The 16,356-nt window shown below is 55.4% G+C and carries 14 protein-coding genes and 5 tRNA genes; 3 read left to right on the forward strand and 16 right to left on the reverse strand.

Going from position 1 to position 16,356, the window contains the following annotated elements; all coding sequences use genetic code 11:
* Positions 1-8: 8 nt before the first annotated feature.
* From emrA to leuA, 3 genes are all read left to right on the forward strand, one after another.
* Entirely contained in the window at positions 9-1,184 is a 1,176-nt protein-coding gene (gene emrA, locus C0560_RS16065; RefSeq protein WP_248859054.1) for a multidrug efflux MFS transporter periplasmic adaptor subunit EmrA, read from the forward strand.
* Between the two features lie 16 nt (positions 1,185-1,200).
* On the forward strand, positions 1,201-2,739 hold the full coding sequence (gene emrB, locus C0560_RS16070) for a multidrug efflux MFS transporter permease subunit EmrB (protein ID WP_100779186.1): 1,539 nt from the start codon (positions 1,201-1,203) through the stop codon (positions 2,737-2,739).
* A 111-nt stretch (positions 2,740-2,850) separates the two neighbouring features.
* Entirely contained in the window at positions 2,851-4,500 is a 1,650-nt protein-coding gene (leuA, locus tag C0560_RS16075) for a 2-isopropylmalate synthase (RefSeq protein ID WP_248859055.1), read from the forward strand.
* On the opposite strand, the gene C0560_RS16080 is transcribed toward leuA, so the two are convergent.
* From C0560_RS16080 to C0560_RS16155, 16 genes are all read right to left on the reverse strand, one after another.
* A complete protein-coding gene (locus tag C0560_RS16080; protein WP_248859056.1) occupies positions 4,497-5,261 on the reverse strand; it encodes a helix-turn-helix domain-containing protein in 765 nt (254 codons plus the stop codon). The two genes, leuA and C0560_RS16080, sit on opposite strands and share 4 nt — an antisense overlap.
* A 100-nt stretch (positions 5,262-5,361) precedes the next feature.
* Positions 5,362-5,877 (reverse strand): S-ribosylhomocysteine lyase, encoded by a 516-nt coding sequence (gene luxS, locus C0560_RS16085; RefSeq protein WP_100779183.1) that lies wholly within the window; start codon positions 5,875-5,877, stop codon positions 5,362-5,364.
* A gap of 152 nt (positions 5,878-6,029) precedes the next feature.
* Entirely contained in the window at positions 6,030-7,574 is a 1,545-nt protein-coding gene (gshA, locus tag C0560_RS16090; protein WP_123428891.1) for a glutamate--cysteine ligase, read from the reverse strand.
* A gap of 85 nt (positions 7,575-7,659) precedes the next feature.
* Positions 7,660-8,088, reverse strand: coding sequence for a YqaA family protein (locus tag C0560_RS16095; protein ID WP_095283032.1), 429 nt, complete (start codon positions 8,086-8,088; stop codon positions 7,660-7,662).
* Entirely contained in the window at positions 8,085-8,651 is a 567-nt protein-coding gene (gene yqaB / locus C0560_RS16100; protein WP_142503613.1) for a fructose-1-phosphate/6-phosphogluconate phosphatase, read from the reverse strand. The genes C0560_RS16095 and yqaB overlap by 4 nt, the downstream gene beginning before the upstream one ends.
* A gap of 258 nt (positions 8,652-8,909) precedes the next feature.
* Positions 8,910-8,986, reverse strand: a tRNA-Arg gene (locus tag C0560_RS16105).
* A 162-nt stretch (positions 8,987-9,148) separates the two neighbouring features.
* Positions 9,149-9,225: transfer RNA gene (locus C0560_RS16110), tRNA-Arg, on the reverse strand.
* A 65-nt stretch (positions 9,226-9,290) separates the two neighbouring features.
* A tRNA-Arg gene (locus tag C0560_RS16115) sits at positions 9,291-9,367 on the reverse strand.
* A gap of 64 nt (positions 9,368-9,431) precedes the next feature.
* A tRNA-Arg gene (locus tag C0560_RS16120) sits at positions 9,432-9,508 on the reverse strand.
* A gap of 4 nt (positions 9,509-9,512) precedes the next feature.
* Positions 9,513-9,605, reverse strand: a tRNA-Ser gene (locus C0560_RS16125).
* A gap of 342 nt (positions 9,606-9,947) precedes the next feature.
* Positions 9,948-10,133: a carbon storage regulator CsrA gene (gene csrA / locus C0560_RS16130; RefSeq protein WP_000906486.1), complete on the reverse strand. Its 186-nt coding sequence runs from the start codon at positions 10,131-10,133 to the stop codon at positions 9,948-9,950.
* Positions 10,134-10,374: 241 nt separating this feature from the next.
* Entirely contained in the window at positions 10,375-13,002 is a 2,628-nt protein-coding gene (gene alaS / locus C0560_RS16135; protein ID WP_181826751.1) for an alanine--tRNA ligase, read from the reverse strand.
* Between the two features lie 131 nt (positions 13,003-13,133).
* Positions 13,134-13,634 carry a recombination regulator RecX gene (gene recX / locus C0560_RS16140; RefSeq protein WP_129035028.1) on the reverse strand — a complete coding sequence of 167 codons (501 nt, stop codon included), beginning with the start codon at positions 13,632-13,634 and terminating at the stop codon, positions 13,134-13,136.
* Between the two features lie 67 nt (positions 13,635-13,701).
* Entirely contained in the window at positions 13,702-14,760 is a 1,059-nt protein-coding gene (recA, locus tag C0560_RS16145; RefSeq protein WP_100779179.1) for a recombinase RecA, read from the reverse strand.
* Between the two features lie 83 nt (positions 14,761-14,843).
* The gene (gene pncC / locus C0560_RS16150; protein WP_100780829.1) at positions 14,844-15,341 is read right to left on the reverse strand and encodes a nicotinamide-nucleotide amidase; all 498 of its coding nucleotides are present in this window, start codon (positions 15,339-15,341) and stop codon (positions 14,844-14,846) included.
* Between the two features lie 132 nt (positions 15,342-15,473).
* A complete protein-coding gene (locus C0560_RS16155; RefSeq protein ID WP_231275172.1) occupies positions 15,474-16,352 on the reverse strand; it encodes a metal ABC transporter substrate-binding protein in 879 nt (292 codons plus the stop codon).
* Positions 16,353-16,356: the final 4 nt, after the last annotated feature.

Consider the following 16,356-nt stretch of genomic DNA (forward strand, 5'->3'; position numbering starts at 1 on the left):
GAACTACAATGAGCGCAAATGCGGAGAACACTCCCCCGCAGCAACCGGTCAACACTAAGAAAGGCAAACGCAAAAGCGCCCTTCTGCTGCTGACTTTGCTCTTTATTATTATTGCCGTGGCATATGGGATCTATTGGTTTTTAGTACTGCGTCATATTGAAGAGACCGATGACGCATACGTGGCAGGGAACCAGGTTCAGATTATGGCGCAGGTGTCGGGCAGCGTGACGAAAGTCTGGGCTGACAATACCGACTTTGTGCAAAAAGGAGATGTGCTGGTCACGCTCGATCCGACCGATGCGCAGCAGGCGTTTGAAAAAGCGCAGACGCAGCTGGCCTCAAGCGTGCGTCAAACCCGTCAGTCGATGATCAACAGCAAGCAGTTGCAGGCGAGCATCGACGTGCAGAAAACCGCCCTCGCGCAGGCGCAGAGCGACCTGAATCGTCGTGTACCGCTCGGCACCGCCAATCTGATTGGCCGTGAAGAGCTGCAACACGCGCGTGACGCCGTGGCCAGCGCGCAGGCGCAGCTTGACGTGGCAATCCAGCAGTATAACGCCAACCAGGCGATGATTCTGGGTACTCATCTTGAAGAGCAGCCTGCCGTTAAACAGGCGGCAACCGAAGTGCGTAACGCCTGGCTTGCCCTGCAACGTACTAAAATTGTCAGCCCGATGACCGGTTACGTCTCCCGTCGTTCCGTTCAGCCTGGCGCACAGATTAGCACCACGACGCCGCTGATGGCGGTGGTTCCGGCGAACAATCTGTGGGTAGATGCCAACTTCAAAGAGACGCAGCTGGCCCACATGCGTATTGGCCAGACCGCGACTATCGTCAGTGATATTTACGGCGACGACGTGAAGTACACCGGTAAAGTGGTCGGTCTGGATATGGGTACCGGCAGCGCGTTCTCCCTGCTGCCTGCGCAGAACGCCACCGGTAACTGGATCAAAGTGGTTCAGCGTCTGCCGGTTCGTATTGAACTGGACGCGAAACAGCTGACGGATCACCCGCTGCGTATCGGTCTGTCGACCCTGGTAACGGTAGATACCGCTGACCGCGAAGGTCAGATGCTGGCGAATCAGGTCCGAAACCATCCGGCCTATGAAAGCAACGCCCGTGAAATCAGCCTTGATCCGGTCAACACGCTGATTGACGACATCGTGAAAGCGAACGCCGGTTAATCCGAAGGTGAGCGGTATGCAACAGCAAAAACCGCTGGAGGGGGCGCAGCTGGTCATTATGACCATTGCGCTGTCGCTGGCGACATTCATGCAGGTGCTGGACTCCACCATCGCAAACGTGGCGATCCCGACCATCGCCGGTAACCTTGGCTCGTCTCTGAGCCAGGGGACCTGGGTGATCACCTCGTTTGGGGTCGCGAATGCGATCTCCATTCCGATTACCGGGTGGCTTGCGAAACGCGTCGGGGAAGTTCGACTGTTCCTGTGGTCAACGGTGTTGTTCGTCATCGCCTCTTGGGCGTGCGGCATGTCCAACAGCCTGACCATGCTGATCTTCTTCCGTGTGATTCAGGGGATTGTCGCCGGGCCGTTAATCCCGCTCTCCCAGAGCTTGCTGCTGAATAACTACCCGCCCGCCAAGCGCTCAATCGCTCTGGCGCTGTGGTCGATGACCGTTATCGTCGCGCCGATCTGTGGCCCGATCCTCGGTGGGTATATCAGCGACAACTACCACTGGGGCTGGATCTTCTTCATCAACGTGCCCATCGGTGCGTTAGTGGTGCTGATGACGCTGCAATCTCTGCGCGGTCGGGAAACCAAAACCGAGCAGCGGCGCATCGACGGCGTGGGCCTGGCACTGTTGGTGTTAGGGATCGGCAGCCTGCAGATCATGCTGGACCGGGGTAAAGAGCTGGACTGGTTTGCGTCGCAGGAGATCATTGTCCTCACCGTGGTCGCCGTGGTGGCAATCAGCTTCCTGATTGTCTGGGAGCTGACGGACGATAACCCGATAGTCGATCTGTCGCTCTTTAAGTCGCGAAACTTCACCATCGGCTGCCTGTGTATCAGTCTCGCCTATATGCTCTATTTCGGCGCGATTGTTCTGCTGCCGCAGCTGTTGCAGGAGGTATACGGCTACACGGCAACCTGGGCGGGTCTGGCTTCGGCACCGGTCGGTTTGATTCCGGTCCTGCTGTCGCCGATTATTGGCCGCTTTGCCCATAAGCTCGACATGCGTCGACTGGTGACCTTCAGCTTTATTATGTATGCGGTGTGCTTCTACTGGCGTGCGTACACCTTCGAACCGGGAATGGACTTTGGCGCGTCCGCGTGGCCGCAGTTTATTCAGGGCTTCGCCGTGGCGTGCTTCTTTATGCCACTGACCACCATCACGCTCTCTGGCTTACCGCCGGAACGGATGGCGGCGGCATCGAGCCTGTCGAACTTCACCCGTACGCTGGCAGGCTCCATCGGGACGTCTATCACCACGACCCTGTGGACTAACCGCGAGTCGCTGCACCATGCGCAGCTGACGGAATCGGTGAATCCGTTTAACCCGAACGCCCAGCAGATGTACTCTGAGCTGCAAAGTATGGGGATGACGGAGCAGCAGGCGTCTGGCTGGATTGCCCAGCAGATCACCAACCAGGGATTGATTATCTCCGCCAACGAAATCTTCTGGATTTCTGCGGGTATTTTCATTCTGTTGCTGGGGTTGATCTGGTTTGCCAAACCGCCGTTCGGCGCGGGCGGTGGCGGCGGTGGCGCGCACTAACGCGCCGCTTCGCCGGGAAAGTTGTCCATTTCTCTACAGCTTCTGTCAGTCCTGATAAAGCAGCGCTCCTGAAATCGCTTCACGATAGTGAAAAGACAACAGGAGCGCATCATGCTGAAAAACCCCGCACAAAAATACCAACCCTATACGCCTGTCTCCCTGCCCGACCGTCGCTGGCCGGAGCAACGCATCACCCAGGCACCGCGCTGGCTCTCCACCGATTTACGCGATGGCAATCAGGCGCTGGCTGAACCGATGGACAGCGCGCGTAAACTGCAGTTCTGGGATTTACTCCTCGGCTGTGGTTTTAAAGAGATTGAAGTCGCCTTCCCCTCCGCCTCGCAGACCGATTTCAATTTTGTCCGCCAGCTGATTGAAGAAAACCGCATTCCCGATGATGTCACTATTCAGGTGCTCACCCAGGCGCGGGAAGATTTGATTACGCGCACTTTCGAATCCTTACGCGGGGCAAAACAGGCAACGATTCATCTGTATAACGCCACCGCGCCCCTGTTCCGCCGCCTGGTGTTTGGCATGGATAAAGCTCAGATTATTGCGCTGGCCGTGCGCTCAACGCGCCAGATCCGCACCTTGTGCGAGGAAAATCCGCAGACACACTGGCAATACGAATACTCCCCGGAGACCTTCTGCTTTACCGAGCCGGAATTTGCGCTGGAGATTTGTGAAGCCGTTGCAGAGATCTGGCAGCCGTGCGCGCAAAGGCCGATGATCATCAACCTGCCAGCAACCGTGGAAGTCAGCACGCCGAACGTCTACGCCGATCAGATTGAGTATTTTTGCCGCCACTTTAGCCGCCGCCGCGATGTGTGCATTAGCGTTCACCCGCATAACGATCGCGGCACGGGCGTGGCAAGCGCAGAACTGGCGGTGATGGCAGGGGCCGATCGCGTGGAGGGCTGTCTGTTTGGCAACGGCGAACGCACGGGGAATGTCTGTCTGGTCACGCTGGCGATGAATTTATACAGCCAGGGTGTTAGCCCTCACCTCGATTTCAGCAACATGACCCAGGTCGTCGAGGTGGTGGAGAGCTGCAATCAGCTGCCCGTTCATCCGCGCCATCCATGGGCAGGGCGTCTGGCGTATACCGCCTTTTCCGGCTCCCATCAGGATGCGATCAAAAAAGGCTTCGATGCCCGTCAACCGGATGAACGCTGGGAGATGCCCTATCTGCCGGTCGATCCGCAGGATATCGGCTGTTCCTACGAGGCGGTTATCCGCGTTAACAGCCAGTCGGGGAAAAGCGGCAGCGCATGGCTGATTGAGCAAAATCACGGACTCAAACTGCCCCGCGCCCTGCAGCAAGATTTCAGCCAGCACGTACAACAAGAAACAGACAGCCACGGCAAAGAGATGACACAAAACGCGCTGTGGCAGCTTTTTCGGGCGCGTTACGGCCTGGTGGCAACGCCGCATTTTGCCCTGCAAAGCTACCGCAGTGAGAGTCAGCAGGACGGGCAGCTGCGCTTAACCGCCACTGTCGCCGTCGATGGCGGTACGCGCCAGCTTGAGGGGCAAGGAAACGGTCTGTTATCGGCGGCGGCCAGCGGGATGCGTCTCTGGCTGAGTACGCCGTTTGTGATTAAGGATTATCACGAACACTCGCTGGGCGAGCGCAGCGACAGCCGCTCGGTGGCCTATATTCGCTGTCTGTTTCAGGATGGCACTAGCCGCTGGGGTGTGGGCATCGATAACGACGTGGCGCGCGCCTCGCTTCAGGCGCTGTTAAACGCGGTCGGTTAAGCGTCTTTGAAATAGTCGCTGGGTGAGATCCCCATCACCCGGCGGAACATTGCCGTGAAGGCGCTGTGGCTGCCGTAGCCCAGTTCGAGTGCCACGCGCAGCACCGGCTGGCCCTGCGCCAGACGCACCAGCGCTTCCAGCAGGCGTGCCCGCCGCGTCCATTCCCCGTAGCTCAACCCGGTCTGCTGCTGAAAATGGCGGTTCAGGGTACGTTCACTCATGCTGGTGAGGCTGGCGGCCTGCGCGCTGCTCCAGTTATTCTCTGGCGCGCGGCGGATTTGCTGACAGAGCTGGCGCAGCGCGTCCGTCTCCGGTTCAGGCAAACAGAATGGCAGCACCGGCATCAGGCGGATTTCATCGAGGATCAGCTCATAAACGCGCTCGTCTCGGCTGCCGGGAGAATACGATTCAGGCAGATCGAATGCGCTGACGATCAGTTCGCGCAGCAACGGGGAGATCTGTACGATCTGGCACGAGGCGGGGAGATCGGCGCGGGCCAGGGGATCGATAAATAGCGTGCGTGCCGCCACCTTGCCGGTGATACGGATGGCGTGCTGTGTTCCGGCGGGCAGCCAGACGCCACGCCCCGGGGGGACCACCCAGCAGCCTGCCTTGGTATCGACCCGCACTACCCCACTCAGGCTGTGCAACAGCTGGGCACAGTCGTGCTGATGCCACGGCTCGCTGTCGCCGTGCTGATAGTCATGGGCGAAAGGAACCAACGGGCGATGGGTAAAGGAGAAGGTTGAGGTTGTCGTCATAGGGTTTTGCCGGATGGCGGCTGCGCCGTATCCGGCCTACCTGTCGATATTTCGGTAGGCCCGGTAGACGCAGCGCCACCGGGCATCTGCGGGCATCATGCTAGATGTGCAGTTCCTGCAGGGTTTCTTTCGGCAGCGCCAGCTCTTCATTGCTGTTCACGCGAACGTCACGATCGATGATGTGACGCGCGATTTCCTGCGCTTCTTCCAGAGAGTGCATCTGATAAGTGCCGCACTGGTAGATGTTCAGCTCAGGGATCTGGTTCTGCTCTTTCACTTTCAGCACGTCGGCCATCGCCGCTTTCCAGGCATCTGCCACGCGCGTTTCATCTGGCTGGCCAATCAGGCTCATGTAGAAACCGGTACGACAGCCCATTGGAGAGATGTCGATGATTTCCACGCCGTTGCCGTTCAGGTGATCGCGCATGAAACCGGCGAACAGGTGCTCCAGAGTGTGAATGCCTTTTTCTGGCATCACTTCTTTGTTCGGCACGCAGAAACGCAGGTCGAATACGGTGATTGTGTCGCCGTGCGGGGTATGCATGGTTTTCGCAACACGTACTGCAGGTGCTTCCATACGGGTATGGTCGACAGTGAAGCTATCTAATAACGGCATACGTCACCTCCGATAGTGATTATTTTTAAAATAAAATGAACTCTTTCTTCCACTGCGCGTCTGAGTATATGAAAGACGCGCATTTGTTATCATCATCCCTGATTTCAGAGATGTATATTTTGGCCACAGCGATGTGGCCTTTTTCTTTTCTGTCAGGCGTTCTTCGCCAGAAACTCTTCAAACGACTCCGTATCCGCAGCTTCGATTTCACGCTGACGCATCACCGATGCCTCACGCTCCGCCACGAAATCCTCTTCGCTTAAAACTTCCAGCGGCTCCTGCTGCAGCATGTCGCGATACTGTGCGGCAAGCGAACGGCCGGTTCCACCGATACCTTGATCAATCATAGAACGCAGAATGCGCGCTGAGAACGTCAGTTCCGGGTTATCAAACGATTCGACCAGCTGATCGCACACCTTTTGATACTCCTCGCCGCCGTAAACGCTGTCCATCGTCTGCGCCACACGTTTGAGATCGCGGAACAGATCTTTGCCGACTTTCGCCAGTGGGAACTGCGCCGTTTCACAGCCGATACCCAGCGTCAGGCCAGGCTTGCGCCCTTCCAGAATCACGCGATTCCAGTTGGTGCGCGTACAGAGCAGTTCATCAGAACTCATCTCTGGCGCATCCGCCAGGACACACCAGACCATAAACAGATCCAGGAAACGCACCTGCTGCTCGTCGACGCCAATTGGCGAGAACGGGTTGATGTCCAGCGAGCGCACTTCAATGTACTCAATGCCGCCGCGCTCCAGCGCATCTGACGGCGCTTCGCCGCTACGCGTAACGCGTTTCGGGCGGATCGGTGCGTACAGCTCGTTTTCAATCTGCAGCACGTTGCTGTTGATCTGCAGGCGCTTACCGTCTTTCTCAAGGCCGATTTTCTCGTACTCTTCCGACGGTGTTTTGATCGCTCGCTTCAAGCCTGCCACATATTCGTGCAATTCGTTAAACGTAATTCCGAGATTGCTTTGCGACTTATTGGTATAACCAAGGTCACTCAGGCGCAGAGAGGTGGCGTACGGCAGGTAATACATGCCGCAATCGGTCTTCTCAAACGGCAGTGTGGTCGGTTTGCCCTGCAGGAACGAGGAGCAAATCGCCGGTGAGGCACCGAACAGGTACGGAATCACCCAGCCAAAGCGGTAGTAGTTGCGGATCAGACGGAAATACCCCGCCGAGATCGCCTCTTTATCCGTTTCGCCGCACTTCGCCTGCCAGAACGCCATCGGCAGCGAGAAGTTGTAATGCACGCCGGAGATGGTCTGCATTAACGCGCCGTAGCGGTTTTTGAGGCCTTCGCGATAGAGCGTTTTCAGACGGCCAATGTTCGAGGTGCCGTATTGCGCCAGCTCAATATCCTGCCCCTGCTCGATATAACACGGCATGCTCAGCGGCCACATGCGCTCATCGCCCAATTGACGGGCGGTAAAGCGGTGAACGTCACGCATCAGAGTCAGCATGTGGTCAATGTCGCCATCGACGGGCGTAATGAACTCAAGCAGCGCTTCGGCGAAGTCGGTGGTGATCCATTTATGTGTCAGCGCAGAGCCTAGCTCTTTCGGATGGCCGGTTGTTGCCAGACTGCCATCTTCATTCACGCGCAGTGTTTCGCGCTCAAGCCCACGCTGAATCCCCTTCAGGGCCTGAGGGTGTTTTTCCAGCCAGGCCAGCGCCTGTGATACGTCCGGGATCAAATTGACCTCCCGCCTGTCAAAATAAGAGTTATCCAGCATAAATTGTAATGGTTGACGATTGAAGGTCGCTTTTTCATTCCACCAATTAGTGCCACCACGTCATGCCCTGCAGGGTTGCCAGTGCCACGAGGACATAGCGCAACGCCTTGCCAAGGCATAAAAAAAAGAGCACTGGTCCCCAGGAGATGCGCATCCATCCCGCCAGCAGACACAGTAAATCGCCTATAACAGGCATCCAGCTTAGTAAAAGCGTGGCAGCACCATAGCGTTTAAGCCAGCCTGCTGCCTTTTCCTGCCAGCGTGATGTTTTACGCAGCGGAAAGAAACGCCCAAGAATAACGTTAGTCAGCCCTCCAAGGCTATTACCCATTGTTGCTATTACTACCAACAGCCAGGGCTGACTCACACCAGATAACAGCATCGCGACCAGCACAACTTCCGAATTACCCGGTAAGAGTGTGGCACTTAAAAAACTGCTGGCAAATAAAGAGGCGAGTGACAGCAGGTCACTCACAGCAGGCGAACATCCACAGCGTCCATTCCGGCGTCACGCGCGGCCTGAATGCCAAAGTCTGCATCCTCAAACACCACGCACTTATACGCCGGAACGCCCATCAGTTCTGCGCAAAGCAGAAAGGTGTCCGGAGCGGGTTTGTGGTTTTGAACATGATCGGCGGCGACAACCGCAGAGAAATAGTGACGCAAGCCCAGATGATTGAGTAGCGCTTCCGCAACAGCACTTTCACTTCCCGTGCCAACGGACATCGGACGACGACCGTGCCACTCTTTGACAACGTCAATCAGCGGAAGCGGACGAACGGTGTCTAAAAGCATGGCTTTGACGGCATCGGTTTTTTCACGGGCCAGCAGATGGGGGTCGAGATCGGCGTGGTTAAGCTCAATCACGGCCTGAGCGATTCGCCAGGTGGGTGAGCCATTCAGCGCAACCATCGCCTGTAAGTCGAACGTCATGCCATAACGACCCAGAACGTCATTCCAGGCTTTACGGTGTGTGGGTTCGGTATCCAGGATGGTGCCATCCATGTCGAAGATCAGACCGTCATACTGTGCGTACATCGTGCTCTCGCCAAACGATTAACAAGACATTACTTTATCGTAAACGAGGATTTTTGTCGCTGATTCTGGTTGTAATACAAAGGGGATGGTGAGTAATTGAACTGTGGTGGAGATACTGAGGAGAAATGGTGCATCCGGGAGGATTACTCGGCTGCGCCTCACCCGACGGGCCGTTGCTAAAGCAACGTTATCCTCCCTGGTACTCGCGAGCATCTCGCAGACCTTGAAACAACAGCGTGGCTGCTATCTCGGAGAATATGGTGCATCCGGGAGGATTCGAACCTCCGACCGCTCGGTTCGTAGCCGAGTACTCTATCCAGCTGAGCTACGGATGCATCTGGGGGTACTGCTAATGACATAGTAAATGGTGCATCCGGGAGGATTACTCGGCTGCGCCTCACCCGATGGGCCGTTGCTAAAGCAACGTTATCCTCCCTGGTACTCGCGAGCATCTCGCAGACCTTGAAACAACAGTGTGGCTGTTATCTCGGAGAATATGGTGCATCCGGGAGGATTCGAACCTCCGACCGCTCGGTTCGTAGCCGAGTACTCTATCCAGCTGAGCTACGGATGCATCGGGATTTACTATTTTACTGTTTGATACGTCATATCACTTCTAAAGCAATATGAAGTAATAGATGGTGCATCCGGGAGGATTCGAACCTCCGACCGCTCGGTTCGTAGCCGAGTACTCTATCCAGCTGAGCTACGGATGCATCAGGGGGTACTGCTTTTACTGCTGATTCAATGTCACTCAACAAGCCGCAACACTGAAAATGATGGTGCATCCGGGAGGATTCGAACCTCCGACCGCTCGGTTCGTAGCCGAGTACTCTATCCAGCTGAGCTACGGATGCAAAATGGCGGTGAGGCGGGGATTCGAACCCCGGATGCAGCTTTTGACCGCATACTCCCTTAGCAGGGGAGCGCCTTCAGCCTCTCGGCCACCTCACCACACAACGCCTCTTTCGAGTGCTTCGAGTAACTCGTTAAGAGCTTCTCGTCGCTGCGTGGCGCATATATTACTTTCTGGGACTTATAAGTCAAACAATTTTCCACAAGCTTTTATCGTTTGCACAAATCACACTCAATTCGCATGTAAAAGCCGCAAAGAGGGTGTTTTATAAACGGATTTTGCTGACATCAGCACAGAAATCCTCGGGCAAAATTGCGGTCTTTGAGCGAGATAAGGGTTTGAGAGAGACAAAAAATGGAAGGAATGAAATCGAACGGTAACTTTATGCAGGAAGAATATCGAGAGCGTTGCGTCTCGCCGGGCGGCGAGACGCGATAATATCAGTAACTGGACTGCTGGGATTTTTCAGCCTGGATACGCTGGTAGATCTCTTCACGATGGACAGAGACTTCTTTAGGGGCGTTCACACCAATACGTACCTGGTTACCCTTCACCCCTAAAACTGTCACGGTGACCTCATCCCCAATCATGAGGGTCTCACCAACTCGACGAGTCAGAATCAGCATTCTTTGCTCCTTGAAAGATTAAAAGAGTCGGGTCTCTTGTATCCCGGCATTATCCATCATATAACGCCAAAAAGTAAGCGATGACAAACACGTAATGTGTAAGCAGTCACGGCATCACATTCTGTTAAACGTAAGTTTAGCCGATATACACAAACTCAACCTGACTTTATCGTTAGCGATAGCGTAGTGATAAAAACGCCATAATGGTGAAGTTATGGCGTCTTTTTACGCTTTGTAATTATTACAGTTTAGCGCTTACCCAGCTTTCAACGCTGGCCAATGCTGCTGGAAGTGCTGCCACGTCCGTACCACCGGCTTGTGCCATGTCGGGACGACCACCACCTTTGCCACCCACTTGCTGAGCGACCATACCAATCAGTTCCCCTGCTTTCACGCGGTCAGTCACATCCTTAGAGACGCCCGCAATCAGAGAAACCTTACCTTCAGCCGCTGTCGCCAGAACGATAACCGTTGAACCGAGCTGGTTCTTGAGATCATCAACCATGGTACGAAGCATCTTAGGTTCAACGCCTGCCAGTTCGCTGACTAGCAGTTTAACACCTTTAATTTCAACCGCTTTGCTGGAGAGATTTGCGCTCTCCTGCACCGCAGCCTGCTCTTTCAGCTGCTGCAGCTCTTTTTCCAGCTGACGAGTACGTTCCAGCGCGCTACGTACTTTCTCACCCAGATTGTGGCTGTCGCCTTTAAGCAGCTGAGCAATGTCGTGGAGCTGGTCGCTTTCAGCGTGCAGGCTGGCGATCGCGCCTTCACCGGTCACGGCTTCGATACGACGTACGCCAGCGGCAGTGCCTGATTCAGAGAGGATACGGAACAGGCCGATATCACCCGTACGTGAGGCGTGAGTACCGCCGCACAGTTCGGTGGAGAAATCCCCCATGCTCAGGACGCGAACGCGCTCGTCGTATTTCTCGCCGAACAGCGCCATCGCCCCTTTCGCTTTCGCTGCTTCGAGATCCATGATGTGGGTCTCGATTGGCAGGTTACGACGAATCTGGGCGTTGACCATATCTTCCACCGCGCGAATTTCAGACGGTTTCATCGCTTCGAAATGCGAGAAGTCAAAGCGCAGCACTTTGTCGTTCACCAGAGAACCTTTCTGAGCAACGTGCGTACCCAGCACATCGCGCAAAGCGGCATGCATCAGGTGCGTTGCAGAGTGGTTCAGACGAATGCGCGCGCGGCGAGCTTCATCCACTTCGGCTTTCACGCCTGCGCCGACTTTCAGGGAACCTGAAGCCAGTTTGCCGACGTGACCAATTGCCTGGCCGTATTTCTGGGTGTCAGTGACGGTGAAGGCAAAATCGCTACCTTTTAGCTCACCTTTATCGCCCACCTGGCCGCCAGATTCCGCGTAGAACGGCGTTTTATCCAGAACGACAACCGCATCCTGGCCTGCGCTGATGCTGTCCACGGCTTTGCCGTCAACAAACAGTGCGGTCACTTTACCGGTCAGTTCCAGATGGTCGTAACCCTGGAATTCAGAAGCGCTATCGACGCGAATCATCGCGTTGTAGTCTGCGCCGAAACCGCTGGATTCACGCGCACGGCGGCGCTGCTCTTCCATTGCGGCCTCAAAGCCCGCTTCGTCGACTTTAATATTGCGCTCACGGCAGACGTCAGCAGTCAAATCGACCGGGAAGCCGTAGGTGTCGTACAGACGGAATGCGGTGTCACCATCCAGCGTATCGCCGGACAGTTTAGAGAGTTCTTCGTCCAGCAGCGCCAGACCGCGCTCAAGGGTGCGCGCAAACTGCTCTTCTTCGGTTTTCAGCACCTGCTCAACCTGCGCCTGCTGGCGTTTAAGTTCGTCGCCCGCTGCACCCATGACGCCAATCAGTGGCCCCACCAGTTTATAGAAGAAGGTGTCCTTCGCGCCCAGCATATTGCCGTGACGGATCGCACGACGAATGATACGACGCAGCACGTAGCCACGGTTTTCATTCGACGGGATAACGCCGTCAGCAATCAGGAAGGCACAGGAACGAATGTGGTCTGCAATGACGCGCAGAGATTTGTTGCTCAGATCGGTCGCACCGGTCACTTCAGCCACGGATTTAATCAGGGTGCTGAACAGATCGATGTCGTAGTTGGAGTTCACGTGCTGCAGCACCGCGGCGATACGCTCCAGACCCATACCGGTATCTACGGATGGCTTCGGCAGTGGCTCCATGGTGCCGTCAACCTGACGGTTGAACTGCATGAAGACGATATTCCAGATCTCAATGTAGCGATCGCCGTCTTCTTCTGCGGTGCCCGGAGGTCCGCCCCAGATGTGGTCGCCGTGATCGTAGAAGATCTCGGTGCAAGGACCGCATGGACCGGTGTCACCCATCTGCCAGAAGTTGTCAGACGCGTATGGCGCGCCCTTGTTATCGCCGATGCGAATAATGCGCTCACGCGGGATACCGACTTCTTTTTCCCAGATTTCGTAAGCTTCATCATCGGTTTCGTAAACGGTCACCCACAGACGCTCTTTCGGCAGGTTGAACCAGTTTTCACCGGTCAGCAGTTCCCACGCGTATTGAATGGCGTCATGTTTAAAGTAGTCGCCGAAGCTGAAGTTACCCAGCATCTCGAAGAAAGTATGGTGACGTGCGGTGTAACCGACGTTTTCCAGATCGTTGTGTTTACCGCCCGCACGCACGCAACGCTGTGACGTTGTGGCGCGGGAATAATTACGCTTGTCGAGACCAAGGAAAACATCCTTGAACTGGTTCATCCCGGCGTTGGTAAACAGAAGAGTCGGGTCATTGTTCGGTACCAGGGAGCTGCTGGCAACAACCTGGTGTCCCTTACTATGGAAAAAGTCGAGAAACGCCTGACGGATCTCAGCGGTGCTCTTGCTCATAATTATCCTGAAATCAAGCTAACGAAATGTCGCAGCCAGCCTGTCTCTGTTGATGCCTGGACGGACTGACTACTGGAAAAAGTGGGAATAAGATAAGTTTTCTTGCAAGGGAAGTAAAATCCCGCATGCGCTCAATCGGCAAAATTACGCCATATATCCTGAATATCTTCCATCAGGAAGCCGCGGTACAACAAAAATCGCTGGATTTTAACTTTTTCTGAAAATTCACGCGGCAGGGGTTCACCGTATTTACGAATCGCCTGCTCGCGGGCCAGCTCACACCAGTCAATGTCGCACTCACGCATGGCCTCATCGATGGCCGCACGCGCGATACCTTTTTGGTTTAGCTCCTGACGGATCCTTGCCGGGCCATAGCCCTTGCGGCTCCGGCTGGCGATAAAGCGCGTCACAAAACGACTGTCATCGAGATAACGGTACTCGTAGCACCAGGCAATGACGCGATCATAATCTTCTGCCGTAGCGTCGATTGCTTCCGGGCCGTTTTTTCCCATCACGGGCGCGGAGAGTTTACGGCGCAGCTCTTGCTCGCTGTGATCGCGTACGGCAAGAATGCGTACAGCTCTATCCAGTAAACGGGCGTAGGCAGGGCGGCGCGAGGTGTTTTCACTCATAACAAACCCGCTGTTTTATAAATGCAAAAAGGGCCGCAATCGCAGCCCTTGTTTTTAGACGAAGAGATTAGAAATCTTCTTTGGTTTCTTCAGCATCAGCGCTATCGACAACGAAGTCAGGCTTAGAGTCCTGGTTGTTGAGAAGCAGTTCGCGCACTTTCTTCTCAATTTCTTTCGCTGCCGCCGGGTTTTCTTTCAGCCAGGAGATTGCGTTTGCTTTGCCCTGACCAATTTTGTCGCCGTTGTAGCTGTACCAGGCGCCCGCTTTTTCAATCAGCTTCTCTTTCACGCCCAGATCCACCAGCTCGCCGAAGAAGTTAATGCCTTCGCCGTAGAGGATCTGGAACTCAGCCTGCTTGAACGGCGCAGCGATTTTGTTCTTCACGACCTTCACGCGGGTTTCGCTACCAACGACGTTATCGCCCTCTTTCACCGCACCGATACGGCGGATATCCAGACGGACAGAGGCGTAGAACTTCAGCGCGTTACCACCGGTAGTGGTTTCCGGGTTACCGAACATGACGCCAATCTTCATACGGATCTGGTTGATGAAAATCAGAAGCGTATTGGATTGCTTCAGGTTACCAGCCAGTTTACGCATCGCCTGGCTCATCATACGTGCCGCGAGGCCCATGTGAGAGTCACCGATTTCGCCTTCGATTTCCGCTTTTGGTGTCAGCGCGGCAACGGAGTCGACGACCAGTACATCTACAGCACCTGAACGCGCCAGGGCGTCACAGATTTCCAGTGCCTGCTCACCCGTATCTGGCTGAGAGCAGAGCAGGTTGTCGATATCAACGCCCAGTTTACGTGCATAGACTGGGTCCAGCGCGTGTTCGGCGTCGATGAACGCACAGGTTTTACCTTCGCGCTGTGCGGCTGCAATGACCTGCAGCGTCAGGGTCGTTTTACCTGAAGATTCCGGCCCGTAGATTTCTACGATACGGCCCATTGGCAGGCCGCCCGCACCCAGTGCGATATCCAGAGAAAGCGAACCGGTGGAGATGGTTTCCACGTCCATGGAACGGTCTTCACCCAGGCGCATGATGGAGCCTTTACCAAATTGTTTTTCAATCTGGCCGAGTGCTGCCGCCAACGCTTTCTGTTTGTTTTCGTCGATAGCCATTATTACTCCTGTCATGCCGGGGATGTGCGCCGGATAGTGAATTCTGTTCTGTTGGTGCAATTATACTGTATGGTCATACAGTATCAAGTGTTTTGTAGAAATTGTTGCCAGAGCATTTTTAACGCATATTCCGTCGCCTGTCGGCGCACGCTTTCACGGTCACCGCTGAAGCATTCGCGGAAGGTAAGGCCCTGCCCCTGGGAAGTGGCAAAACCAAACCAGACGGTGCCCACAGGTTTGACATCACTGCCACCGTCCGGCCCGGCAATACCGCTGATGGCGATCGCGTAGTCCGCACGCGCCGCTTTGAGCGCACCAATCGCCATTTCCACCACCACCGGTTCGCTGACAGCGCCATGCTGTTCCAGCGTCGATTCGCGCACGCCAATCATCTGCGCTTTGGCTTCGTTACTGTAGGTCACAAAACTGCGTTCGAACCAGGCGGAGCTTCCCGCAATATCCGTAATCACTTTTGCCACCCAGCCGCCGGTGCAGGATTCAGCCGTCGTCAGCGTCGCGCCGCGCTGCTTCAACGCCAGGCCCACAACTTCGCTCAGCTGCATCAATTCATGGTCAGTCATCATCGCTTTAGGCTCCTGAAAAACATGCAGCACAAGATAGCACTTTCTCATGGGATATGGGGATGAGGTTCCGGTTTTACGAGGAGGCTTCAGAAAAAAGCCGATGCGGTCGCATCGGCGTGGAAAGGCTGATTATTTCATGCTGTCGGCGAGGGTATTGACGTTGTGGCGAAACGCATTCACGTAAGTATCCGCCACGCCACCTTTGGCGGAAAGCGCTTCAGGATAAAGCTCTCCACCCGGCTGCGCGCCCGTCGCGCTGGCAATCTGCTTCACCAGACGCGGATCGAGCTGGTTCTCCATAAACCAGGTTTTGACGCCATCGGCTTTAATCTGGTTGATGATCTCCGCCACCTGCGCGGCGCTGGCCTCGCTCTCAGAGGAAAGGCCTTGCGGGGCCATAAATGTCACGCCGTAGGCGCGGCTGAAATAGCCGAAGGCGTCATGGCTGGTGAGGACTTTGCGCTTCTCCTGCGGGATCTGGCTGAAGCGCGATTTCGCCCATCCGTCGAGCTGTGTCAGCTGCGTAATATAGGGTTTGCCCGTGGCCTCCAGCGCCGATTTCTCATCCGGATCGGCACTGACCAGCCCTGCCAGAATATTTTGTGCATACAGCGCGCCATTCGCAGCGCTATTCCAGGCATGCGGATCGGTCACGGTTTTGCCGTCCTCTTCCAGCGTATGGGTTTTCACCCCTTTTGATGCCACGACCAGCGTGCCTTTAAAACCTGACGCTTTAACCAGGCGATCCAGCCACCCTTCCAGCCCAAGCCCATTCACAACCACCACGTCCGCTTTGCTGAGCGCCGCGCTGTCTTTTGGCGACGGCTCGAAGGTGTGCGGATCGCCGTCTGGCCCCACCAGCGTCGTCACTTTTACATGGTCGCCGCCCACTTCTTGCGTGATGTCACCCAAAATAGAAAAACTGGTTACCACGTTCAGCGTTTTTGCCAGCGCGCCTTGCGACAACAGCCCCAGCGCAAGCGCCATCATTACCCCTGTCTTCTTCATCATT

The organism is Lelliottia sp. AC1 (assembly GCF_023278595.1).
Lineage (GTDB): Bacteria > Pseudomonadota > Gammaproteobacteria > Enterobacterales > Enterobacteriaceae > Enterobacter > Enterobacter nimipressuralis.